The 22,364-nt window shown below is 72.1% G+C and carries 22 protein-coding genes; 13 read left to right on the forward strand and 9 right to left on the reverse strand.

What is annotated here, in order from left to right:
* The first annotated feature begins 78 nt into the window (after positions 1 to 78).
* The 10 genes from ABZZ17_RS03440 to rph all read left to right on the forward strand — a co-directional run bounded on the left by ABZZ17_RS03440 (position 79) and on the right by rph (position 11,038).
* The gene (locus tag ABZZ17_RS03440; protein WP_356871468.1) at positions 79 to 645 is read left to right on the forward strand and encodes a cytochrome b/b6 domain-containing protein; all 567 of its coding nucleotides are present in this window, start codon (positions 79 to 81) and stop codon (positions 643 to 645) included.
* A gap of 155 nt (positions 646 to 800) precedes the next feature.
* Positions 801 to 1,517 carry a helix-turn-helix domain-containing protein gene (locus ABZZ17_RS03445; RefSeq protein WP_356871470.1) on the forward strand — a complete coding sequence of 239 codons (717 nt, stop codon included), beginning with the start codon at positions 801 to 803 and terminating at the stop codon, positions 1,515 to 1,517.
* Between the two features lie 32 nt (positions 1,518 to 1,549).
* The gene (locus ABZZ17_RS03450) at positions 1,550 to 2,044 is read left to right on the forward strand and encodes a DUF3291 domain-containing protein (protein ID WP_356871472.1); all 495 of its coding nucleotides are present in this window, start codon (positions 1,550 to 1,552) and stop codon (positions 2,042 to 2,044) included.
* A gap of 71 nt (positions 2,045 to 2,115) precedes the next feature.
* Positions 2,116 to 2,754, forward strand: a complete 639-nt coding sequence (locus ABZZ17_RS03455) for an ankyrin repeat domain-containing protein (RefSeq protein ID WP_356871474.1) — start codon at positions 2,116 to 2,118, stop codon at positions 2,752 to 2,754.
* Between the two features lie 172 nt (positions 2,755 to 2,926).
* The gene (locus ABZZ17_RS03460) at positions 2,927 to 3,433 is read left to right on the forward strand and encodes a DUF5133 domain-containing protein (RefSeq protein WP_356871476.1); all 507 of its coding nucleotides are present in this window, start codon (positions 2,927 to 2,929) and stop codon (positions 3,431 to 3,433) included.
* A gap of 131 nt (positions 3,434 to 3,564) precedes the next feature.
* Entirely contained in the window at positions 3,565 to 3,969 is a 405-nt protein-coding gene (locus ABZZ17_RS03465) for a cofilin family protein (protein ID WP_356871478.1), read from the forward strand.
* A gap of 337 nt (positions 3,970 to 4,306) precedes the next feature.
* On the forward strand, positions 4,307 to 5,719 hold the full coding sequence (locus ABZZ17_RS03470; RefSeq protein WP_356871480.1) for a family 2B encapsulin nanocompartment shell protein: 1,413 nt from the start codon (positions 4,307 to 4,309) through the stop codon (positions 5,717 to 5,719).
* 254 nt (positions 5,720 to 5,973) lie between these two features.
* A complete protein-coding gene (locus ABZZ17_RS03475) occupies positions 5,974 to 7,197 on the forward strand; it encodes a family 2 encapsulin nanocompartment cargo protein terpene cyclase (RefSeq protein WP_356871619.1) in 1,224 nt (407 codons plus the stop codon).
* A gap of 24 nt (positions 7,198 to 7,221) precedes the next feature.
* A complete protein-coding gene (locus ABZZ17_RS03480; protein WP_356871482.1) occupies positions 7,222 to 8,103 on the forward strand; it encodes a geranyl diphosphate 2-C-methyltransferase in 882 nt (293 codons plus the stop codon).
* A 331-nt stretch (positions 8,104 to 8,434) separates the two neighbouring features.
* The gene (gene rph, locus ABZZ17_RS03485) at positions 8,435 to 11,038 is read left to right on the forward strand and encodes a rifamycin-inactivating phosphotransferase (protein ID WP_356871485.1); all 2,604 of its coding nucleotides are present in this window, start codon (positions 8,435 to 8,437) and stop codon (positions 11,036 to 11,038) included.
* A 3-nt stretch (positions 11,039 to 11,041) separates the two neighbouring features.
* Here rph and arsM read toward each other — a convergent pair whose 3' ends face one another.
* Positions 11,042 to 11,821: an arsenite methyltransferase gene (gene arsM, locus ABZZ17_RS03490; RefSeq protein WP_356871487.1), complete on the reverse strand. Its 780-nt coding sequence runs from the start codon at positions 11,819 to 11,821 to the stop codon at positions 11,042 to 11,044.
* A gap of 110 nt (positions 11,822 to 11,931) precedes the next feature.
* On the opposite strand from arsM, the gene ABZZ17_RS03495 reads away from it, so the two are divergent.
* Genes ABZZ17_RS03495 through ABZZ17_RS03505 form a run of 3 tightly spaced genes read left to right on the forward strand, consistent with a single transcriptional unit; the run spans position 11,932 to position 13,464 of the window.
* The gene (locus ABZZ17_RS03495) at positions 11,932 to 12,309 is read left to right on the forward strand and encodes a metalloregulator ArsR/SmtB family transcription factor (protein ID WP_356871489.1); all 378 of its coding nucleotides are present in this window, start codon (positions 11,932 to 11,934) and stop codon (positions 12,307 to 12,309) included.
* Positions 12,306 to 13,034, forward strand: a complete 729-nt coding sequence (locus ABZZ17_RS03500; RefSeq protein ID WP_356871491.1) for an MIP/aquaporin family protein — start codon at positions 12,306 to 12,308, stop codon at positions 13,032 to 13,034. Before ABZZ17_RS03495 ends, ABZZ17_RS03500 begins: the two co-directional genes overlap by 4 nt.
* 19 nt (positions 13,035 to 13,053) lie before the next feature.
* Positions 13,054 to 13,464: an arsenate reductase ArsC gene (locus ABZZ17_RS03505; RefSeq protein ID WP_356871493.1), complete on the forward strand. Its 411-nt coding sequence runs from the start codon at positions 13,054 to 13,056 to the stop codon at positions 13,462 to 13,464.
* 55 nt (positions 13,465 to 13,519) lie between these two features.
* Here ABZZ17_RS03505 and rox read toward each other — a convergent pair whose 3' ends face one another.
* From rox to ABZZ17_RS03545, 8 genes are all read right to left on the reverse strand, one after another.
* Entirely contained in the window at positions 13,520 to 14,947 is a 1,428-nt protein-coding gene (gene rox, locus ABZZ17_RS03510) for a rifampin monooxygenase (RefSeq protein ID WP_356871495.1), read from the reverse strand.
* Positions 14,948 to 15,099: 152 nt separating this feature from the next.
* Positions 15,100 to 17,061, reverse strand: coding sequence for an acyl-CoA dehydrogenase (locus tag ABZZ17_RS03515; RefSeq protein ID WP_356871497.1), 1,962 nt, complete (start codon positions 17,059 to 17,061; stop codon positions 15,100 to 15,102).
* 133 nt (positions 17,062 to 17,194) lie between these two features.
* Positions 17,195 to 17,713: an NADPH-dependent FMN reductase gene (locus tag ABZZ17_RS03520; RefSeq protein WP_356871499.1), complete on the reverse strand. Its 519-nt coding sequence runs from the start codon at positions 17,711 to 17,713 to the stop codon at positions 17,195 to 17,197.
* 70 nt (positions 17,714 to 17,783) lie between these two features.
* Positions 17,784 to 18,848 (reverse strand): SDR family oxidoreductase, encoded by a 1,065-nt coding sequence (locus ABZZ17_RS03525; protein WP_356871501.1) that lies wholly within the window; start codon positions 18,846 to 18,848, stop codon positions 17,784 to 17,786.
* Between the two features lie 17 nt (positions 18,849 to 18,865).
* Entirely contained in the window at positions 18,866 to 20,131 is a 1,266-nt protein-coding gene (locus ABZZ17_RS03530) for a beta-ketoacyl-[acyl-carrier-protein] synthase family protein (protein WP_356871503.1), read from the reverse strand.
* Positions 20,128 to 20,403: an acyl carrier protein gene (locus ABZZ17_RS03535; protein ID WP_356871505.1), complete on the reverse strand. Its 276-nt coding sequence runs from the start codon at positions 20,401 to 20,403 to the stop codon at positions 20,128 to 20,130. The genes ABZZ17_RS03530 and ABZZ17_RS03535 overlap by 4 nt, the downstream gene beginning before the upstream one ends.
* A gap of 75 nt (positions 20,404 to 20,478) precedes the next feature.
* Positions 20,479 to 21,741 (reverse strand): aspartate aminotransferase family protein, encoded by a 1,263-nt coding sequence (locus ABZZ17_RS03540; protein WP_356871507.1) that lies wholly within the window; start codon positions 21,739 to 21,741, stop codon positions 20,479 to 20,481.
* Between the two features lie 65 nt (positions 21,742 to 21,806).
* Positions 21,807 to 22,259 carry an SRPBCC family protein gene (locus ABZZ17_RS03545; protein WP_356871509.1) on the reverse strand — a complete coding sequence of 151 codons (453 nt, stop codon included), beginning with the start codon at positions 22,257 to 22,259 and terminating at the stop codon, positions 21,807 to 21,809.
* Positions 22,260 to 22,364 lie beyond the last annotated feature (105 nt).

The raw sequence follows: 22,364 nt of genomic DNA on the forward strand, positions 1-22,364 counted from the left end.
CGGCGGGAACCCCCCCCGGCGCGGCGAAACGCGCGGTGCCTGCCGTTGCCGGCGCGGCGGTCCGGGCAGACTGGGCGGATGACGACACCGGGTACCACGGGTCCGCGCCTGCGCAACGGCGCGTACGGCTACGGCCTGGTGACCAAGGCGCTGCACTGGAGCGTGGCCGGGCTCCTCGTCGTACAGTTCACCCTCGGATACCGGATGGCCGACGACGGCGGCCACGGACGCGGGCGAGGGCGGGACGGGGACTCCGGCCGTGGGCGGGGCAGGGGCGGCGAGGACGGGTTCGTACTGTTCGGCGAGGACCGGCTGCTGACCGCACACGCGCTGATCGGAACGGCGATCCTCGTCCTGGCCGTCGTCCGTCTCGTCTGGCGCCGGACCACCCCCCTGCCCCCGTGGTCCCCGGCGCTCTCGCCGGCCGAACGCAGACTCGCCCACTGGACCGAAGCCTCCCTGTACGCGCTGCTGTTCGCGATGCCCCTCACCGGGATGTGGCTGTTCGCCGCGGGCGACGACGACGCGCTCGCACCGCACGTGGCGGCACACCTGGCGTTCTTCGCCGTGCTCGCCGTCCACCTCGCACTGGTACTCGGCCACACCCTCGTGCGCCGTGACCACCTGCTGCGCCGCATGCTCTGAACCACCGGGCGCAGCCACGCCGGCCCGCCCATCGGACCGCCCGGGGACTCGGGGTCGCGAAGGGCTTCGGCCGCCCTGACGTCCGTACCGGCATGCCGTGAACGGCGTCCGGCGGACCTTCTATCTCCAACCGGCGTTGTTCCTAGAATGACCGCATGGAGGACATCGATGCGATCGCGGCGTTGCAGGACCCGGTACGGCGCCGTCTGTACGAGTACGTGGCGGCACAGGGCCGGGAGGTCGGCCGCAACGAGGCGGCCGAGGCCGTCGGGGTGGCGCGCACGCTCGCCGCGCACCATCTGGACAAGCTGACCGGGGCGGGACTCCTGGAGAGCGGCAGCCGCCGCCTGTCGGGCCGTTCCGGGCCGGGCGCGGGCCGTCCCGCGAAGGTGTACGTGCGGGCGCGGGCCGAACGGTCGGTATCGCTGCCCGCCCGCGACTACCGGACCGCCGCCGAACTGCTCGCCGAGGCCGCCGAACAGGCCGGGCTGGATGCCGGGTTGTGCGCGGCCGCGCGTCGCCGGGGAGAGGCCCTGCGCGGGTCGGCAGCGCCCTGCGGCGACCTCGAAGAGGCGATGGCGGCACTGTCCGCCCGAGGCTACGAACCGCACCTGGAAGAAGCCGGCAGCGCCCAGAATGCTCGGGGCGCCGAAGACGGCGACGAGCCGGCCGGGGCGGCCGAGCGGGTCATCCGCATGCGCAACTGCCCCTTCCACGCCGTCGCCGAACGCTTTCCCCCGCTCGTCTGCGGGATGAACCTCGCGCTGCTGGAGGGGCTGCTCGGTGCGGACGGTCCCCTCCGGGCCCGCATGGACGCCCGTCCGGGGGCGTGCTGCGTGGTCGTCGAGTCTTCTAAAAACAATGGGGATTGACATAGAAAACGGGGCCGTGCTGGGATGAGGTCATGACCGCATCCCCGCACGCCGCATCCCCGCATGTCGCATCCCATCTCGCCCAGTTGAACGTCGCCACGCTCCGCCACCCCCTGGACGACCCGCGCACCGCGCCGTTCGTCGACATGCTCGACCAGGTCAACTCCGCCGCCGACAGCGCACCCGGCTTCGTCTGGCGGCTCGTCGAGGAAGGCGCCGCCGACGCCACCGGCCTGCGCCCGGCGGGTGAGGACGTCATCGTCAACCTGTCGCTCTGGGAGAACCAGGAGACCCTGTGGGACTTCGCCTACCGCAGCGGGCACCTGGAAGTGATGCGGCGACGCCGGGAATGGTTCGAACGGCACGTCGAGGCGCACATGGTGCTCTGGTGGGTCCCCGCCGGACACGTCCCCACCGTCGGCGAAGCGCTGGAGCGGCTGGCGGAGCTGCGCTCCCACGGGCCGTCCCCGCGGGCGTTCACCTTCGCCTCCTCGTACACCCCTGCCGAGGTTCCGCCGCGCAGTTGAACGGCGCCGCCTTCGGCCGCTCAGGCCCCTGGCGCGAACCGCTTTCGGCACACCTTTGGCATGATCACCGCATGCATCGAGAAGACGGTCCCCCGGACGGCGCGAAGCGGCTCGGACGCGCGGCGCAGGAGGGTGACGCGGATCTGGTCACCGAACTCCTCGCCTCGGGAGTCGAACCCGACGCGCGGGACGGACACCGGCCCACGGCTCTGGAATCCGCGGTCAGCGCGGGCCACGCGGACGTCGTCGCCGCGCTCCTCGGCGCGGGCGCCGACCCGTGCCAGTACACCGGCGAATACGCGGAGCAGACCCCGCTCTGCCAGGCCTTGGCCTGGGGACACACCGACGTCGCGAGGCTCCTCCTCGCCGCGGGAGCCCCCACCGGCATCCAGTCCCGGCACGGCCACCTGCTCCCCCTCGTCCTCGCCGCGAGCTGTGACCGGACCGACGACCCGGCCCCCCTCGTCGACCTGCTCCTGGAGTACGGCGCGGACCTGGAGGACCGGTCCATGAAGGGCGAGACCCCTCTCGAATGGGTGGCGGGCATGCCCCACCCCGAGAGGGTCCGTCACCTGCTCGCCCGCGGCGCTGCCCCCACCCCGTTCGCCGTGGCCCGCGCCCGCGGCGCGGCCCAGAGGCATCCGGAGCTCGCCGCCGTGTTCCGGGAGATCGAGGAGGCGGTCCTGCGGGCGGCTTCCGCGAGCCGCTGACCGGGGCCGGCGGCTTCCGGGCGCCAGGAGGACCCGGCCGGAGGCCACCCGCGCCTGCGGGGCGACGCCTTCCGAGCTCGTTGACGATCAGCGTGCATCGCATCGGTTTCGGCGGGCAGGTGCCTCAACGGGCCGCACCGCGGGGGTGGGTCTTCGAAGGGATGTGATCTTCATGAGCGTTGACGTTCTCCCCTCACCGGGACCGCAGGGCGCCACCGCCCCGGAGGCTTCGCCGCTTCCCGAGCCGGCCGTGTCGTGGGCGGTGGGCATGCTGATGGCGACCGTCCCCGGCCCGGCTCACGTGGCGGAACGGGTGCTGTCCACCGCAGCCGCGCAAGCCCGTCTGACCGTCGCCGAGTTCGCGCGGGGGATGGCCGCCGGATCCCGCGGCACGCTCGTCGCCGCCCACATCGACGGGGCCCTGCACCGCGCGGTGCGGGCCGCCCAGCAGCCGGGCTCCGAACCGCCGAGGTCCGGCCCGTACCTGATGCCGACCCGGGCGGACGCCGCCCACGCGCTCGGCCGGTTCTACGACGCCCGCGCCCGCTTGGTCGCCGCCCCCACCGACGACGCGGCACGCCGCACGATGGAGGACGCCGTGTACACGCTGTGCGTCCTCATGGCGCAGCCTTCCGCGCACGCGGCGGAACGCGAAGCCCTCCAGTACACGCAAGGCTGAGGGCGTGGCCGACGCCGCGGGCGCGCCGGGCGAACGGCCGCCCCTGTTCCGGTACGAGGTCCGGCCGCATCCTCGGCGGGGTCCGGGTCGTTGATTTCGCGGTTCCGGCCCGCGATCGAAACGAGACCCGTGTGAGCAGCCCGATCGGCCTGTCGCAAGAGAGCGTCCACGCTCTCCGGCACCTCAAGGACAGGCGAGAGGTCAATACCGTGATCCTCCGCTCCACCGAGGTGCAGCCCCGGGCCCTGGTGCCGGCGGCGGAGGCCAACCTGACGCACGACGAGCTGATCGCCGCGCTGCCCGCGGACGAAGCGCGGCTGGTCGTCCACGAGTTGTCGTTCGCGACCCGGGAGGGCACCCGCAGGAACGAGCCGCTGCTGATCCTGTGGGTGCCGTCCGACGCCGGCGCCGAGGAGGGTTCCTACACCGCCGCGTACGCGGCCCTGAAGGAGTTCCTCGCCGACGTCCACGTCCACCTCACCGCCCGGCGCAGGGAACACCTGGAGTACGGACGTCTGGTCGCCCTGGCCGGCTGAAACCCGCCACCGCCGCGAACCCTGCGACTCCGCTTCGGCGAACAGGGTGAAGCGCCGCGACCCGGTGGACCTTTCCGGCCACGGCACTAGCAGGACCGGGAGCAGCGTGCGCGCCCGAGCACCTTCATGGCCGAATCGCGCGGGGGCCTGGGCAAACTCCGCACACCACAAGATCACCTCATCGGGGTAATCACACCGGCGTTTGCGGGACGAATGACCTTGGGCCGATAGCGTTCTCAACGGATCTGGGCCAATTCTCTGACGTTTGTTCCCCTTTGCTCCTGGCCTGGATCGCGTGCGCACCGATTCACCGCCCCTCGTGAAGGAGAACCCGCTCATGACCGTTGACAGCAGCCCGGAAGCGCAGCTGGAGCCGCCTCGGCAGTCCAGTCTGGGGACGGCGGCTGCGCGCAACCTCGCCACGACGACCAAGTCCGCCCCGCAGATGCAGGAGATCACCTCCCGCTGGCTGCTGCGGGTGCTGCCCTGGGTGGAGACGAAGGGCGGCACCTACCGGGTGAACCGCCGGCTGAGCTACACCGTCGGAGACGGGCGCGTCGAGTTCGTCCAGGACGGTGGCAGCGTCCGGGTGATCCCCCGCGAACTCGGCGAACTGGCCGTGCTGAAGGGCTTCGACGACCTGGAGGTGCTCACCACGCTCGCCGGCCGGTGCGTGCAGCGCGACTTCCGGGCCGGCGAGGTGCTCGTGGAGCGCGGTACCGCCGCGGGCCAGATCCACCTGATCGCCCACGGCCGGATCAGCCAGACCTCCGTGGGCAAGTACGGGGACCAGATCGCGGTCGCGGTGCTGGCCGACGGCGATCAGTTCGGTGAGAACGCCCTGCTGGACGCCGACGCCACCTGGGACTACACGGCCACCGCCGAGACCCCGGGCACCCTGCTCACCCTGTCCCGCGCCGATTTCGCGGCCGTGGTCGCCGCGGCGCCGAGCCTCCAGGCCCACGTCCGGGAGTTCAGCGCGCTGCCCCTCCAGCGGCAGAACAAGCACGGCGAGGCCGAGATCGCGATGTCCGCCGGGCACACCGGCGAGGCCGACCTGCCCGGCACCTTCGTGGACTACGAACTCAACCCCCGCGAGTACGAACTCTCCCTCGCGCAGACCGTCCTGCGGGTCCACACGAGGGTCGCCGACCTCTACAACGAGCCGATGAACCAGACCAAGGAGCAGCTCCGGCTCACCATCGAGGCGTTGCGCGAACGCCAGGAGCACGAGCTGATCAACAACCCTGAGTTCGGCCTGCTCCACAACGCGGACTTCAAGCAGCGGATCCAGACCCACTCCGGCCCTCCCACCCCGGACGACCTGGACGAGCTGCTCTGCCGTCGCCGCGGTTCGAAGTTCTTCCTCGCCCACCCCAGGGCGATCGCGGCGATGGGACGGGAGTTCAACGCCCGGGGCCTCTACCCGGACCACGTCGATCTCGGCGGGCAGCAGGTTCCGGCCTGGCGGGGGGTCCCCATCCTGCCCTGCAGCAAGATCCCCATCACCAAGGAGAACACCAGCTCGATCCTCGTCATGCGAACCGGTGAGGACAACCAGGGCGTCATCGGCCTGCACCAGACGGGCCTGCCGGAGGAGTACGAGCCGGGCCTGTCGGTGCGCTTCATGGGCATCGACGAACGGTCGATCATCTCCTACCTGGTCACCACCTACTTCTCCGCCGCCATCCTGGTGCCCGACGCACTCGGCGTGCTGGAGAACGTGCAGATCGGGCGCCGGCGCGACTAGGTCGCGTCCTCGCGGTCCTGCCCGCCCCGACCTGCCCGGGCCCGGGCCTTCCCGGGGCCTCCGGACCGGTCGGGCGTGCCCGGCACCGCACATCGCTCACCCACCTCACCAAGGAGCAACGGATGCCCGACCCCGGGCTTTCCCCCTTGCAGTCGGGCCTGCCCGGCGCCGCGACCCACTTCGGGGCCCACGTCCTCGCGAACGCCCGGACCCACCTCACCGCAGCCCCCGATGCCCTGACCACCCTGCCCGAGATGCCTGCCCTCCCCGGCCCGCCCGCCGTTCCCGGCAGCAGCGCGGAAGCCGCCGCACCCGTGCCCGCGGCGGGCCCCGCGCCCGTACCAGAACCCGCGAACGGCCCCGCGCCCTTCGGTGACCCGGGCGCCCTGGGTCGGATCCTGCGAGGCCCGAGCGGCCTGGGTACCGCGGGCCTGTACCTGACGAGCCGCCCGGAACCCGCATCCCCTCCGGCACCGGCGGTGCCCGCGGAACCGGCGGCCGGCCGGCCGATCCCGGGGCTCTACCACCACCCGGTGCCGGAGCCCGATCCGGCACGGGTGGAGGAGGTCAGCCGCAGGATCAAGGCCTGGGCGATGGACGAGGTCGAGCTGTATCCCGAGGAGTGGGAGGACCAGTTCGACGGCTTCTCCGTAGGCCGCTACATGGTCGCCTGCCATCCGGACGCCCCCAGCATCGAACACCTGATGCTCGCCACACGGTTGATGGTCGCCGAGAACGCGGTCGACGACTGCTACTGCGAGGACCACGGCGGCTCGCCCATCGGTCTCGGCGGACGGCTCCTGCTGGCCCACACCGCTCTCGACCCCCTCCACACGACGAAGGAGTACCAGCCGCAGTGGGCGGAGTCGCTCCACGCGGACGCCCCGCGGCGCGCCTACCGCTCCGCCATGGAGTACTTCGTCCAGCAGTCCTCGCCCTCCCAGACCGACCGGTTCCGGCACGACATGGCCCGGCTGCACCTGGGCTACCTCGCCGAGGCCGCCTGGGCCCAGACGGACTACGTCCCCGAGGTGTGGGAGTACCTGGCGATGCGCCAGTTCAACAACTTCCGCCCCTGTCCCACCATCACCGACACCGTCGGTGGCTACGAACTCCCGGCGGACCTCCACGCGCTGCCCGCGATGCAGCGGGTCATCGCGCTCGCCTCGAACGCCACCACGATCGTCAACGACCTGTACTCGTACACGAAGGAACTCGCCTCCCCCGGGCGGCACATGAACCTGCCCGTGGTGATCGCCGAACGCGAGGGCACCTCCGAGAAGGACGCGTACCTGAAGGCGGTCGAGGTCCACAACGACCTCATGCACGGCTTCGAAGCCGAAGCCGCCGCCCTGGCCGTCGCCTGCCCCGTCCCGAGCGCGCTGCGCTTCCTGCGCGGGGTGGCCGTCTGGGTCGACGGCAACCACTACTGGCACCAGACCAACACCTACCGCTACAGCCTGCCTGATTTCTGGTAACAGCTGCTGAAGATGGGACGATCCATGACCAGTACCGACCTCGGCACCACCACCAACTCCGTGTTCATCCCCTCGCCGGCCACCGCCTACCAGGGGGACATCGCCCGCTACTGGGACCACGAGGCCAGGCCCGTGAACCTGCGTCTCGGTGACGTGGACGGCCTCTACCACCACCACTACGGCATCGGTGACGTCGACCGTGCCGCCCTCGGCAGCCCTGACGACAGCGGCTACGAGCAGAGGCTGATCGCCGAACTCCACCGCCTGGAATCGGCGCAGGCCGAAGTCCTCCTGGACCACCTCGGCCCGATCGGGCGCGACGACACCCTCGTGGACGCGGGCTGCGGCCGCGGCGGTTCGATGGTCATGGCCCACCAACGTTTCGGAAGCAAGGTCGAGGGCGTCACCCTGTCGGCGAAGCAAGCGGACTTCGCCAACCAGCGTGCCCTCGACCTCGGCATCGAGGACCACGTGCGCGCCCGCGTCTGCAACATGCTCGGCACGCCCTTCGAGACCGGGCAGGCCGCGGCCTCGTGGAACAACGAGTCGAGCATGTACGTCGACCTGCACGACCTCTTCGCCGAGCACTCCCGCATCCTCGCGGTCGGCGGCCGCTACGTGACCATCACGGGCTGCTGGAACCCGCGTTACGGCCAGCCCTCGAAGTGGGTCTCCCAGATCAACGCCCACTTCGAGTGCAACATCCACTCCCGGCGGGAGTACTTGCGCGCGATGGCCGACAACCGTCTCGTACCGCAGGCCGTGATCGACCTGACCCCCGAGACCCTGCCCTACTGGGAACTGCGGGCCACTTCCTCCCTGGTGACCGGGATCGAGGAGGCGTTCATCAACTCCTACAAGGACGGCTCGTTCCAGTACGTCCTGATCGCGGCCGACCGCGTCTGACCGACTCGACCCGACCCGAACCAGCCCCGGCCCGGCCGCGTAGAAGCGGCCGGGCCGGGGCGTGTGGTGAGGCAGTGCGACCGGTTCCGGGGCCCCGCCGCCCCTGGGGGAATCCCAGCAACAGACGGACCGCACGACGGCCTCGCGAACGGCAAAAGCAAAGGCAAGGAGAGCTCTCTCCTTGCCACTCTCAAGATATAGCGCACCGGGGGGCTTGCGGCAAGACCCGGGTGGTGCCGCAAAATCATCCGCCGAAGCCACCACCTGCGGAAATGAGGGGCACGACGTGCGTGAGTTGTCGACGGACGGGGGCCGCCTCGGAGGTATCACGATGACCGAGCAGCAGTACGTACTGGACCTCCGAGAGGCCGACGGGACGTGGATCGACGCCGTCGGCGGCAAGGGCGCGCACCTGGGCGTGCTGTCGCGGATCGAAGGCATCCGGGTACCGGACGGCTTCTGCGTGACGACGGACGCCTTCCGGCGGATCATGGCGCAAGCGCCGTCGATCGGCGACCGGCTCGACCAGCTGTCGCGCCTGAACCCGGACGACCGGGAGGCGGTCCGCACGCTCAGCGCGGAGATCCGACGGACCATCGAAGGGATCGCGATCCCCGGCGATCTCGCGGAGGCGATCACCGGCGCGCTCTCCCGGCTCGGCGAGCGGACCCCCTGCGCCGTCCGGTCCAGCGCGACGGCGGAGGACCTGCCGACGGCCTCCTTCGCCGGCCAGCAGGACACCTACCTGAACGTGGTGGGGCCGGCGGCGGTCCTCCGGCACGTCAGCCGGTGCTGGGCCTCGCTCTTCACCGAGCGGGCCGTGGCCTACCGCCAGCGGAACGGCATCGACCACCGTACGGTCCACATGGCCGTGGTCGTGCAGCGGATGGTCTTCCCGGAGGCGGCAGGCGTCCTGTTCACGGCCGACCCCGTCACGGGCAACCGGAAGGTCGCCACCGTGGACGCCGGCTTCGGTCTCGGCGAGGCCCTTGTCTCCGGCCTGGTGAACCCGGACGTCTTCAAAGTCCGGCACGGTGAAGTCGTCGAGAAGACGATCGCCGCCAAACAGCGTGCCCTGCACGCCCTGCCGGCCGGCGGTACGCGCGAGGTCGCGGTCGACGCGCGGCGGCAGGAGCAGCCGGCGCTGACGGATGCGCAGGCCGTACGGCTCGTGCAGCTCGGGCGGCAGATCGAAGCGCACTTCGGCCGCCCGCAGGACGTCGAATGGTGCCTGGTCGACGACGGGTTCCACATCGTGCAGAGCCGGCCGATCACGACACTGTTCCCCGTCCCGGAGACCGGCGACGAGGAGAACCACGTCTACGTCTCCGTCGGCCACGGGCAGATGATGACCGATCCCATGAAGCCCCTCGGGTACTCCATGTGGCAGCTCACGGCCATGGTGCCGATGCACGAGGCCGGCGGGAGGCTGTTCGTCGACGTCACCCGGCGCCTGGCCTCGCCCGCGAGCCGCGCCGGCCTCCTGGACGCCTTGGGGAAGGGCGATCCGCTGATCAGGGACGCTCTGGAGACCGTCCTCGACCGCGGCGACTTCATTCCGTCGCTCCCGGACGCGGGCCCCGGCGGGCCGCCGGCCGGCGGCGGGGAGTCCGACCCGGTCGACGCCGATCCGGGCATCGTCAACGAGCTGATCGAGCGCAGCCGGGCGTCCGTCGCGGCCCTGGAGCGCGACATCCGTACGAAGACCGGACCGGAGCTGTTCGAGTTCCTGCTGGAGGCCTTCGAGGAGCACAAGCGAGTCCTCGGTGATCCGCTGAACCTCCAGGCGATCATGGCGGGGATGGAGGCCACGTGGTGGCTCAACGACAAGCTGTACGAGTGGCTGGGCGAGAAGAACGCGGCTGACACGCTCACGCTGTCCGCCCCCGGCAACGTGACGTCGGAGATGGGGCTGGCGCTGCTCGACGTCGCGGACGTGATCCGCCCGCATCCGGAGGTGGTCGCGTTCCTGCAAGGAGTCGGCGACGAGGACTTCCTCGACGAGCTGGCGAAGCTCGCGGGCGGAGCCGAAGCGCGCGACGCCATCGAGACCTACCTCGACCGGTACGGCATGCGCTGCGTCGGCGAGATCGACATCACGAGGCCGCGATGGCGCGAGCGCCCCAGCACGCTCGTGCCCGTGATCCTCGACAACGTCAGGAACATCGAGCCGGGCGCCGCCGGGCGCCGCTTCGAACAAGGGCGGCAGCGGGCACTGGAGAAGGAAGGGGACGTACTGTCCCGCCTGCGGGCCCTGCCGGAGGGGGAGCGCAAGGCCGAAGAGGCCAAGCGGATGATCGACCGGGTCAGAACCTTCATCGGGTACAGGGAGTACCCGAAGTTCGGCATCGTCAGCCGCTACTTCGTCTACAAGCGGGCCCTGTTGGCGGAGGCCGGGCGCCTCGTGGAGGCGGGCGTGCTTTCCGAGGCCGAGGACATCTTCTACCTCACGTTCCAGGAACTCCACGACGTCGTGCGTTCCAACAGGCTGGACGAGCAGCTCGTCCGCCGGCGCGAGGAGGCGTTCCGCGCGTACCACGCGCTCACCCCGCCCCGGGTCCTCACCTCGGACGGTGAGGCGGTCACCGGGGCGTACCGGCGCGACGACGTGCCGGCCGGCGCGCTGATCGGCGTACCGGTGTCCGCCGGGACCGTCGAGGGGAGGGCCCGCGTCATCCTCGACATGGCGGAGGCCGATCTCGAAGCGGGCGACATCCTGGTCACGACCTTCACCGACCCCAGCTGGTCGCCGCTGTTCGTCGGAATCGCGGGCCTGGTGACGGAGGTGGGCGGCCTGATGACCCATGGTGCGGTGATCGCCCGGGAGTACGGTTTGCCGGCCGTCGTGGGCGTGGAGGGGGCGACCCGGCTGATCCGGGACGGGCAGCGGATCCGCGTACACGGCACCGACGGGTACGTCGAGATCCTGCCGTGACCCTCACCCGGCCGCGTGGCCGGCCCCCTCCACCGCGCCGGGCTTGACCGCCCGGACGACGGCGGAGTGCATGCCGTCCGCGACCGGGTGGGTGGGGGAGATCTCGATGCCGGTGAAGCCGGCGGCTTCCAGGCCCCGGCGGTACTCGGCGAAGGAGAGGGCGCCGGCGATGCAGCCGACGTGGTCCCCGCGCTCGGCGCGCTGTTCGGGGGCGAGGCCGTCGTCGGCGACGACGTCGGTGAGGCCGATGCGGCCGCCGGGCACCAGGACGCGGAAGATCTCGGCGAAGACGGCCGGTTTGTCCGTGGACAGGTTGATCACACAGTTCGAGATGACGACGTCGACGGTGTGCGAGGGCAGCGGGACGGCCTCGATGGTGCCCTTGAGGAACTCCGCGTTGGTGACGCCGGCCTTCGCCGTGTTGCTCAGGGCCAGGGCCAGCATTTCCTCGGTCATGTCCAGGCCGTACGCCTTGCCGGTGGGTCCGACGCGGCGGGCGGAGAGCAGGACGTCGATGCCGCCGCCCGAGCCGAGGTCCAGGACGCGCTCGCCCTCGCGGAGGTCGGCGACGGCGGTGGGGTTGCCGCATCCGAGGGAGGCGGCGACGGCCTCGGCGGGCAGGGCGTCGCGGTCACCGGGCGTGTAGAGGGCCGAGCCGAAGCCGTCGCCGGCCTCGATGTCCTGCGGTCCGCAGCAGCCGGCGCCGCCCTCGGTGATCTGGAGGGCGGCCGCGGCGTAGCGGCGGCGGACGGTTTCGCGCAGGTCGGTGGGCTGCTCGTGCATGATGCTCACTCCGAGGGACAGGGCCCAACCTTGGAGGGGCTGGACCAGGCTGCATAGATGTTTCTCGATGCAAGCTTGCGCCTTGGATCGAGGAACGTCAATATAGAGGCATGTCGAAACAAGAGCTCGTGGTGCTCGGGCGGGATGCCGACGGCACCTGTTGCGGGGAACTGGCGGCCGCGCCGCTGGACGAGGAGCAGGCCACCGATCTGGCGAAGGTCTTCAAGGCCCTGGGGGATCCGGTCCGGCTGCGTTTGCTGTCGATGATCGCCTCTCGGGACGGGGGCGAGGTCTGCGTGTGCGAGCTGACCCCGGCCTTCGAACTGTCCCAGCCGACGATCTCCCACCACCTGAAGCTCCTGCGGCAGGCCGGCCTGGTCGACTGCGAACGCCGCGGCACCTGGGTCTACTACTGGGTGCTGCCCCAGGCCCTGGAACGGCTCGCAGCCGTGCTCAAAGCCCCGCAGCCGGCCCGGACGACGGGATGAGCGCCCCGCTGGCCCGCCGCGTCGCCGCGGAAGCCGTCGGAACGGCGCTCCTGGTGGCGGTCGTGGTCGGCTCCGGCATCCAGGCCTCCGAGCTCTCCCGGGACGCCGGTGTGCAACTGCTGGCCAACTGCCTGGCCACCGTGTTCGGACTGGGCGTGCTGATCGCCGTCCTCGGGCCGGTCTCCGGAGCGCACTTCAACCCCGCCGTCACCCTCGCGTCCTGGGCCGCCGGCCGCCGATCGGGTCAGGGCACGACGCTGCGGGAGGCCTCGTTGTACGTGCCCGCCCAGATCGCCGGCGCGATGGCCGGTGCGATGCTGGCGAACGCCGTGTTCGGCCACCCGCTGGTGACCTTCTCCACCCACGACCGCTCCGCCGTCCACCTGTGGCTGGGCGAAGTGGTCGCCACAGCCGGGCTCCTCCTGGTGGCCGTCGGACTGACCCGCGCCGGCCGGGCGAACCTCGCACCGGGCGTGGTGGCCGCGTTCATCGGCGCCGCCTACTGGTTCACCTCGTCCACCTCGTTCGCCAACCCGGCCGTCACCGTCGGCCGGGCCCTCACCGACTCCTTCGCGGGCATCGCCCCCGCCTCCGTACCGGCGTTCATCGCCGCCCAGGCCGTCGGGGCCGCCCTCGGAGTCGGCCTGGCCGCCCTGATCTTCGGCCGGCCTTCCCCCGTACCTCCCCGGCCCGCGGTCCCCCTCACCGTCGTCGCCGCCCCCTGAAAGCCAGGAGAACCCGCCCGTGAGCCCCTCACGCCCCACCGTGCTGTTCGTGTGCGTCCACAACGCCGGCCGCTCCCAGATGGCCGCAGCCTTCCTCAGCCACCTCGCCCAGGGCCGCGTCGAGGTCCGCTCCGCCGGCTCGGCACCGGCGGACGCGGTCAACCCGGCCGTGGTCGAGGCGATGAACGAGGTCGGCATCGACATCTCCGCCCAGATCCCCAAGGTCCTCACCACCGAGGCGGTACGGGCCTCGGACGTGGTGATCACCATGGGCTGCGGTGACGCCTGCCCCTGCTTCCCCGGAAAGCGCTACCTCGACTGGCAGCTCGACGACCCCGCCGGACAGGGCGTCGAAGCCGTCCGCCCCATCCGCGACGAGATCGAAGTCCGGATCCTCGGCCTGATCGGCGAACTCCTCCCCGGCTCCTGATCCCCCGGGGGAGCGCCCGCGCGGATCAGGGGCCGCAGGCCGAGGGCCCGGGTGCTCAGCCGGCGGCTGTGCCGAACCACTTGGCCAGGTGGCCGAGCAGCTCCCGCTGGTCCTCGCCGGCCCACGCCACGTGGCCGTCCGGCCGCAACAGCACCGCGGGGACATCCAGTTCCTCGCTGACGTCGACCACGTGGTCGACCCGGTCCGCCCAGCCCTCCACCGAGAGCCGGCCGGTCTGGTCCAGGAGCAGGCCGCGCCCGCCGCGCGTCAACTCGTAGAGACGGCCCTGCTTCAGGCGCAGGTCCCGCATCCGCCGGCCGAGCAGTTCGTCACCCTCGCCCAGGTCGTAGCGGACCCCGACCGCCGTGATCATCTCGGTCACGTACCGGTTCACCTCCTCGAAGTCCAACAGCTTCGAGAACAGTTCCCGCAGTGCCTTCGCACCCGCACCGGACTCCAGCAGCACGCCCTGCGCCAGGGTGCTGGTCAGCACGCGGGCGCCCTCCGGGTGCCGTTCGGCGTGGTAGCTGTCCAGCAGTCCCTCCGGCGCCCAGCCGGCCACCTCCGCCGCCAGTTTCCAGCCGAGGTTGAACGCGTCCTGGATGCCGAGGTTGAGCCCCTGCCCGGCGGTCGGCGGATGGATGTGCGCCGCGTCGCCGGCCAGCAGCACGCGGCCGACCCGGTAGCGCTCGGCCTGCCGGCTGGCGTCGCCGACCCGGGAGATCCAGCGCGGCGAATGCGCGCCGAAGTCGGTCCCGGCGAATGCCCGCAGCCGCTCCTTGAACTCTTCGAAGGTCGGCGCGGCCGTACGGTCCTCGGCCAGCCCCTCGGCGGGCACGATGATGCGGAACACCCCGTCCCCCATGGGAACGGCGCCGAACCGGACGTGGGTCTCGCGGATCTCGGCGACCACGGCCGCCAGCTCCGCCGGTTCCGCGGTCACCTCGACGTCGCCCAGCAGCGTCTCGACCTTGGCGGGCTCGCCGGGGAATCCGACGCCGAGCAGCTTGCGCACCGTGCTGCGGCCGCCGTCGCAGCCGACGAGGTAGCGCGAACGCAGCCGCGTCCCGTCCGTCAGCTCGACGGTGACCCCGTCCCCGTCCTGACTCAGCCCGGCCACTTCACAGCCGCGCCGGATCTCGGCACCGAGTTCGACGGCACGCTCGTGCAGCAGCCGCTCGGTGACCGTCTGCTGGATGGCGAGGCCGTACGGATGCGCGGTGTCCACCCCGTCCGGCCACGGCTTGATGATCGCCGCGAAGAAACCGCCGGCCTGGAACTGCTCCCCGGCCGCGAGGAACCGGTCCAGCAGGCCGCGCTGGTCCAACGCCTCGACGCTGCGCACGTGCAGGCCGCGCGCACGGGACTGGCCCGCGGGCTCGGCCAGCTTCTCCAGCACGACCACGTGCACACCGTGCAGCCGCAGTTCGGCGGCCAGCATCAACCCGGTCGGTCCACCGCCGGCAATGATCACATCGGTCATCAAGAATTCCCCGTTTCCGCAGGTCCTGGCTTTGCCCGCTGATCTTGCAGCATGGCGGGGCCCTTGCCGCAAGCCCCCCGGCGCACGGTATCTTGATCTTGAAGCCGAGGTCGTCGGCGGGGCCTCGCGCCCCAGGTCCAGCCGCCCGCGCCTCACCCCACGAGATCCGGCGCCCGCAGCACGGCGGACGGGACGCCCCACGCGTCGACGAGGTCGACCGCGAGGGGACGGACCTTGCGGCAGAGGTCGTTCACCTGGCGGCTGATCGCCTTGGAACGCTGGACGGTCAGCCGCCCGTGCTCCATGAACCAGGCCCGGTCCGCCTCGATCGCCGACAGGGCGAACAGGTCGCAGAGGAGGGCGAGCGCCGCCTTCTCGCCCCCTTCGGGCAGCCCGCGCACCTTGTCGACGAAGGCCTCCGTCACCAGCCGCTCGACATGTGCGCGCGCGAGCGCGATGACGTGGTCCTGCACCTCCGAGAAGACGGCGCCGGCCTCGCGCTTCCGGTCGATCCCGCCCTTGATCCGCCGGGCCAGTCCGGCGAGCATGTGCTCCTCCCGGAAGCGGACCATGGCGAGCTGGTACTCCGGATCGAGCAGGCCGGCCTCCCGGTCCCACTCGTCGCCGCCGGGCAGCAGGTCACGTACCCGTTCGAGCAGTTTGTGGGCCGACGTCCGCTCGATGACCGTCTCGACGGCGAGGCCGGTGACGTAGCGGACCACGCCGAGCTGGTCGAGGTCCTCGAACTCGCTGGCGAGATCGGTGAGCAGCCCCTTGGCCACGAGCTGCAGCAGGACGTGGTTGTCACCCTCGAAGGTGGTGAAGACGTCGCTGTCGGCCTTGAGGGCGGCGAACCGGTTGACGGCGAGATAGCCGGCGCCGCCGCACGCCTCCCGGCACTCCTGGACGACCCCGGTCGCGTGCCAGGTGCCGAGCGCCTTGAGGCCCGCAGCCCGTGATTCGAGCCGCCGCCGCGCCGTCGCGTCGTCCTCGATGCCGGAGAAGACCTCGTGCAGCTGCGTGCGCACGACGTCCTGCGCGAAGTGCAGGGCGTACGTCCGGGCGATGAGCGGCAGCAGGCGCCGCTGGTGCAGGCCGTAGTCGAGGAGCACCTGCTCCCCGCTGTCCGGGGCCGCCTCGAACTGGCGGCGCCGCACCGCGTACCTGGTGGCGATCGTCAGGGCGACCTTGGCGACGTTGATCCCGGCGCCGGCGACGCTGACCCGGCCCTGCACCAGGGTGCCGAGCATGGTGAAGAACCGCCGGTTGGGGTCGTCGATCGCACTCTCGTAGACGCCCTCGGGGGTCACGTCGGCGAACCTGTTGAGCAGGGCCTCGCGCGGCACCCGCACGCCGTCGAACCAGATGCGCCCGTTGTCCACCCCGTTGAGCCCCATCTTGCGGCCGTCGTCCTCGATCCTGACGCCGGGCGCCGTCTCACCGCCCACCCGCAGGGGGACGACGAAGGCGTGCACGCCCCGCGACCGGCCGTCCACCTCCAGCTGGGCGAAGACGACGGCCAGTTCGGCATGCCGGGCCGCATTGCCGATGTAGTCCTTGCGCGCGCGGTCGTCGGGGGTGGTGATGACGAACTCCCGGCTCGCCGTGTCGTACTCCGCTACGGTGCCGAGCGCCTGGACGTTGGAGCCGTGCCCGGTCTCGGTCATCGCGAAGCAGCCCATGAGCTCCCCCGTGATCAGGTCCGGGAGGTAGGCGTCGTGGTGGCGCCCGGTGCCCAGGTGCAGGATCGCACCGCCGAACAGCCCGAACTGCACGCCGGCCTTCACCAGGACCGACAGGTCGCCGAAGGCCAGCGTCTCGAACGCGGCGATCGAGGCCCCGACGTCGCCGCCCCCGCCGTACTCGGCGGGAAAGCCCATGCCGGTCTGGCCCGTCGCAGCCATCTCGACGACGATCTCCCGCACCCGCTCGCGGAACGCGTCGATGCCGAGCTCTTCGGCCTCTTCCAGGACGGAGGCGTACATCGTCAGGTTGGTCCGGACGAGGTCGCGGATGCCGGCGTACCCGCCGTCGAGCACCTCGGTCAGCGAAGCGACGTCGATCTCGGGCCGCACGTGACCGGACGCGGGGGCGGAAGCGTTTTCGGGAGCCATGCCGCTCCGCTACCCCACCGCGGGACGATCAACCGGGAGCCGCCCGGCAGGGAGGCACGCGGTGCACACCGGTGCGCCGGTCCGGGCCCGGTCAGGGCCGGACCGGCGCACCGGGGCGTCCGCGGCAGGCGGGTCAGACGTGCTCCGGGACCGGGGTGCGGAGCATCGTCGCGCAGCGGTGGAGTTCCGCCGCGAGGGTGTGGCAGCGCCGCAGCAGAGCCCCGTCGGGCAGGGGGGCCGTGCCGGACGGGCCGGGGGCGAAGTCGGCCGGACAGGCCGCGATCTGCGTGGGAGCCACCCAGCCCCCGAGCGCCTTGGCCACCGTACGCAGGTGCTCGCACACCACGCCGCCGGTGCGCGGGCCGGAGCCGTGGGCGACGAGCCCCACCGCCGTGTCGGCCAGCCAGTCGCCCGGTACCTCGTCCAGCGCGAGCTTGAGCAGGCCCGAGTAGCTGGCGTGGTGCACGGGACTGGCCAGGACGACGGCGTCGTGGTTCCGCGGCAGGGCCCGAAGACGGGGGCCCGCGGGGTCCCCCAGCTCGATCGTCGTCACGGTGGCGCCCCGGGCGAGCAGGGCATCGCCCACCAGCGCGGCCAGTGCGGTGGTGCCGGAACCCGCCCGGGGGCTCCCGCTGATCAGGAGGGCGTGCACGGTCGGTTGTCCTTTCCTCGGGCGGGTGGCGGCAGGCGCGGGGGGTGTCGGCGGGGCCGGGCCCCGGTCCTCACGCGGCGTCGATCAGCGTCCACGGCACCGTACGGCCGAGGGCCTGGCGGGGCTTGCTGCGCGCCCAGTGCAGCACCGACGCCGCCATCACCCCACCCGGGTCGGTGACCTTGTGCGTGGGCTCGAAGGGCTCGCTCATGCTGGTGTAGCTCTGGAACATCGCCAGCAGCTTCACGGCCTCCTGCTGGACGGGGGAGAGCCACTGCCCGGCCAGCGGCAGGAAGAACCGGTTCCAGCTGTCGGTGGACACGGTCGGCGGCTGCGCGATCGGGTCGACTCCGTGCTCGGCCCGGAACGCGTTGAGGGTGTCACAGGTGATGCGGACCAGGTCGGACAGGCGCATGCTGTCCTGCCCCGCCGAGATCACCTCGGTGCGCGGCGACCCGGGCGGGGTGCCGAGGGCGGCGCCCGCGATCACCTCGGCGACCTCGTCGACGGGGCTGATCTCGGCGTATCCGTCCGGGTCCCCGACGACCACCGCCGCCAGGCCGGAGACCAGTGCCGGGAAGAGGCTGTAGGGGCCGGAGAAGCGGCCGATGCGGCCGTCGCCGCGGCGGCCCAGTACCAGGGGCGGGCGGACGATCGTCGCCGGTCCGCGGTGTTCGGTGGCCACGATCTCCTCACAGGCGGCCTTCGACCACTCGTAGCCGTTGCGGTAGCCCTCGAACTCCTCGCCCCTGAGGTCCTCGGGGGCGCGTACTCCGCCCACGTAGGCGGTGGAGACGTGGACGACGTGGGTGTCCGGGCCGGCGAGCGAGAGCACCGCCCGCAGGGTCCGTATGTTGGCGTCCGTGGCCTCCTGACGGGTCATGGTCCACCGGGTGGACGCCGCGGTGTGCACGATGACGTCCCAGGGACGTCCGGTGAGGGGGGCCGGGGCGGGTTCGGCGCCGATGTCCCAGGGCACGGGCCCGGCATCACCGCCGGCCGCGCGCCGCGCGGTACGGACGAGGGCGGGAGCGGCAGGGCCGTCGGCCCCGGACGCCCCGATGGCTTCGGCGGCGAGCCGCTCGGCCACTTCGGTGCCTACGACGCCGGAAGCGCCGGTGACGAGGATGCGCATGGCAAGGCTCCTGGGGTTCAGGTGGCGGGTTGCAGGACCAGGCAGACGTTCTGTCCGCCGAAGCCGAAGGAGTTGGAGAGCACCGGGGCACTGTCGACGCGGCGCGGGGCTCCGGCGACCACGTCGATCCGGTCGGCCTCCGAGGCGGTGGTGAGGTTGGCGACGGGCGGTACGATCCGCCGCTCGGCACAGACCAGGGCGATCGCGGCCTCCAGCGCGCCGGAGCCTCCGATGAGGTGCCCGGTGACACCCTTGACGGCGGTCACCGGCGGGGCCTGCCCGTTGAAGCACCGGTGGATGGCGGCGGCCTCGGCCCGGTCGTTGGCCTGCGTCGACGTCCCGTGCGCGCTGATCTGGCCGATGTCGGACGGCAGCAGCCCGGCGTCCGCGATGGCCTGCGCCATGCACGCCGCAGCGACGGCCCCGTCGGCGTGGGGGGCCACGATGTGGTGGGCGTCGGCGTTGGTGGCGTACCCGGCGATCTCGCCGAGGATGGTCGCCCCGCGGAGCAGCGCCGACTCGCGCCGCTCCAGTACGAGTACGGCCGCGCCCTCGCCCATGACGAACCCGTCGCGCTCGGCGTCGAAGGGGCGGCTCGCCTTCCCGGGATCGCCGTTGCGGGTGGACAGCGCCTGCATCCGCGAGAACCCGCTCAGCATGAAGGTGGTCACCGCGGAGTCGAACCCGCCGGCGACGGCCACGTCGAGCTCGCCGTACTGGATGCGCCGGGCGGCTTCCCCGATGGCCGTGGCGCCGCTGGCGCAGGCCGTGGCGTAGGTGACGCAGGAACCCTGGAAGCCGAAGCGCATCGCCACCCGGGCGGCCGCGGAGTTGGCCATGGTCCGGGGGACGGAGTGCACCGGCATGGCCGTGGGGTTCGCGTCGTTGTCCCGTACGAGCCCCTCCATGGTGGGGAGACCGCCGATGCCGGTACCGAGGTGGACGCCCACGCGGGAGGGCGGGAGCTCGGGCAGGCCGGCCTGCCGTACCGCGTCGGCCGCCGCGCACAGGGCCAGTTCGGTCGGCCGGTCGATCTGACGGCGCTCGCGGCGGGTGATGTAGGAGTCGACGTCGAACTCCGGCACCCGGCAGGCGATGTGGACGGGGGAGCCCGCGTCGATCAGGTCCGTGTACACCGCGGCGGCGGGGCGCGCCGCGAGGACGGTCTCCATGACCTCGTCGAGGGTGAGGCCGGCCGGGGACTTCACGCCGATCCCGGTGACGACCACGCGCGGGCGTTCGGCGGGGCGGACCGCGGCGGGCGCGGTGTGCTGCCGGGTCATGAACGGGCCGCCTGGCGCTCCGTGAGGAGGGCGACGGCATGGCCGACGGTTTCGGCCCGCATCAGGTCCTCGGCCGCGATGCGTACGTTGAGGGCGCGTTCGAGCTGGGCGCCGATCGACATCATCTCCAGGCTGTCGATGCCGTATTCGGCCCGCAGGTCCGTGCTCTCCTCGATGACGTCGGGGGTGGTCCCGAGGACATCGGCGATGGTCTCGCGGACGACGTCGAAGAGGTCGGCGGGAGACAGGGTGGTGGGTTCGGTGGGGTTCACCTGGTTCCTCCGGTGTGCTGGTGACGGGGTGGGGTGGTGGTCGCGAGCGGGGCTGGGGCCGGCCGGCGGCGGGTGTCAGCCGGGGAGGCCGGCCGGGGCCGCCGCGCCCAGCGCCGCATCGAGGATGGCCAGTGCCTCGTCGAGCTCCGCCTCGGTGGTGACCAGCGGGGGCAGCAGCCGGACGGTGGTCGGGCGTCCCAGGCAGGGCGAGACGAGCAGGCCGTTGTTGGCCAGGGAGACCACGGCCTCGCCGGCCGCCGCCGGGGTGGTGAACTCGATGCCCCACAGCAGGCCCCGGCCGTGATGGCCGGCCATCACCCGGGGGTGGCGTTCTTCGAGGGCGCGCAGGCCGTCGGCGAGCAGGGCCGACAGCTTCGCTCCGTGCTCCGCGAGTTCCTCGACGGCTTCCAGGGCCGCGGGGAGCGCGGCGCAGCTCAGCGGGTGGCCGCCGAAGGTCGCCGAGTGCAGGAACGGGTCCTGCGCCAGCGGGGCGTACAGCTCCTCGCTGCACACCACGGCCGAGAGCGGCACCACGCCCCCGCCGAGCGGCTTGCCGACGAGTACGGCGTCCACGGGCAGGCCGTCCGCCAGGGCGACCGAAGGCTCCCCGCAGCGGCGCAGCCCGCACTGGATCTCGTCCGCGATGGCGAAGGCGCCGTGGGCGTGCGCGTCCTCGCACCACTGGCGCAGGACATCGGTGCGCAGCGGCACGGCGCCGTTCTCGCCCTGTACGGGTTCGAAGACCACGGCGGCGACCGGGGCGGCCTCCAGCTGCGCGCGGACGGCGTACGGGTCCTCGGGGTCGATGTGGACCACGTCGACGACGGCGCCCCGCAGGCCGGCCCGGAACAGCGGGCTGTGCGTCAGGGCGAGGGCTCCCAGCGTCTTGCCGTGGTAGCCGCCGGTGACCGCCAGCACCCGGTCCCGGCCCGTGGCGAGCCGGGCCAGCTTCACGGACACCTCGACGGCGTCGGCCCCGTTCAGGCCGAAGTAGACCTTGGGGAGCCGGCCGCCCAGGTAGTCGGAGAGCAGGGCGGCGGACCGGGCGGCCACCGGGTTGGCCAGGCTGCGCGTCGACGTCGGCATCACCTCCAGCTGCCTGGCCACCGCCGCGACCACGCCGGGGTGACGGTGGCCGAGGAGGGCGACCGCGTAGGAGCCGAAGTCGAGTGCGGAGCGGCCGTCGGAGAGGGTGACGCGGGAGCCCAGCGCACTGGCCTCCACGGCCCCCTGGCCGGCGAACTTCCCGGTCAGGGCGAGCTTGGGGGACTGGTGGCGGCGGAGTTGGTCGAAGACCTCGCCGGCGGTGGGCGGGGCGGTCGTGGACGTGTCGGCCACGGGGGACCTCCTGGAGGGGGTGGGATGGTGGACGCGGGAGGCGCGGACCGCCTCGTCGGGTCGCGTCAGCGGGCGGCGTCGGCGGTGAGCCGTCGCTCCAGCGCGTGCAGCATCTGCTCGGCGTTCTCGCGCAGGGCGGTGGCGGCGACGGGGTTGAGCATGTCGGCGAGCAGCGGGATCCCTATCTCGAACTCGACGGTCAGGGAGACGTGGCTGCCGCCGTCGTCGGAGGGCCGCACGGCCCAGTGACCCACGAAGTGCGCCAGGTCGCCGCTGACCTGGTGGAAGTCGAAGCGCCGGGCGACGTGGTCGAGGCGCTCGGCCTCCACCCACTCCAGGACCGAGCCCTTGAGGTGGACGGACCAGGCCGTCGTGCGCTCGTCCTCGCCGGAGCGGTCGACGATCGTGACGGACTGGACGCTGTCCATGCAGGAGGCGTAGCTCTCGACGTCGATGACGGCGTGCCAGCTGTCCTCGGGGCGGGCGGCGATGGGGATCTCGACCTGGACGAGGGGCATGGTGGTTCTCCTTCGAATGCGGAATGCGGAATGCGGAATGCGGAATGCGAATGCGAATGCGGACGAGGAGCCCGTACGGGCTCGTCGGTGATGTTCGGGAAGATC

The organism is Streptomyces sp. NPDC006512 (genome assembly GCF_040611935.1).
Lineage (GTDB): Bacteria > Actinomycetota > Actinomycetes > Streptomycetales > Streptomycetaceae > Streptomyces.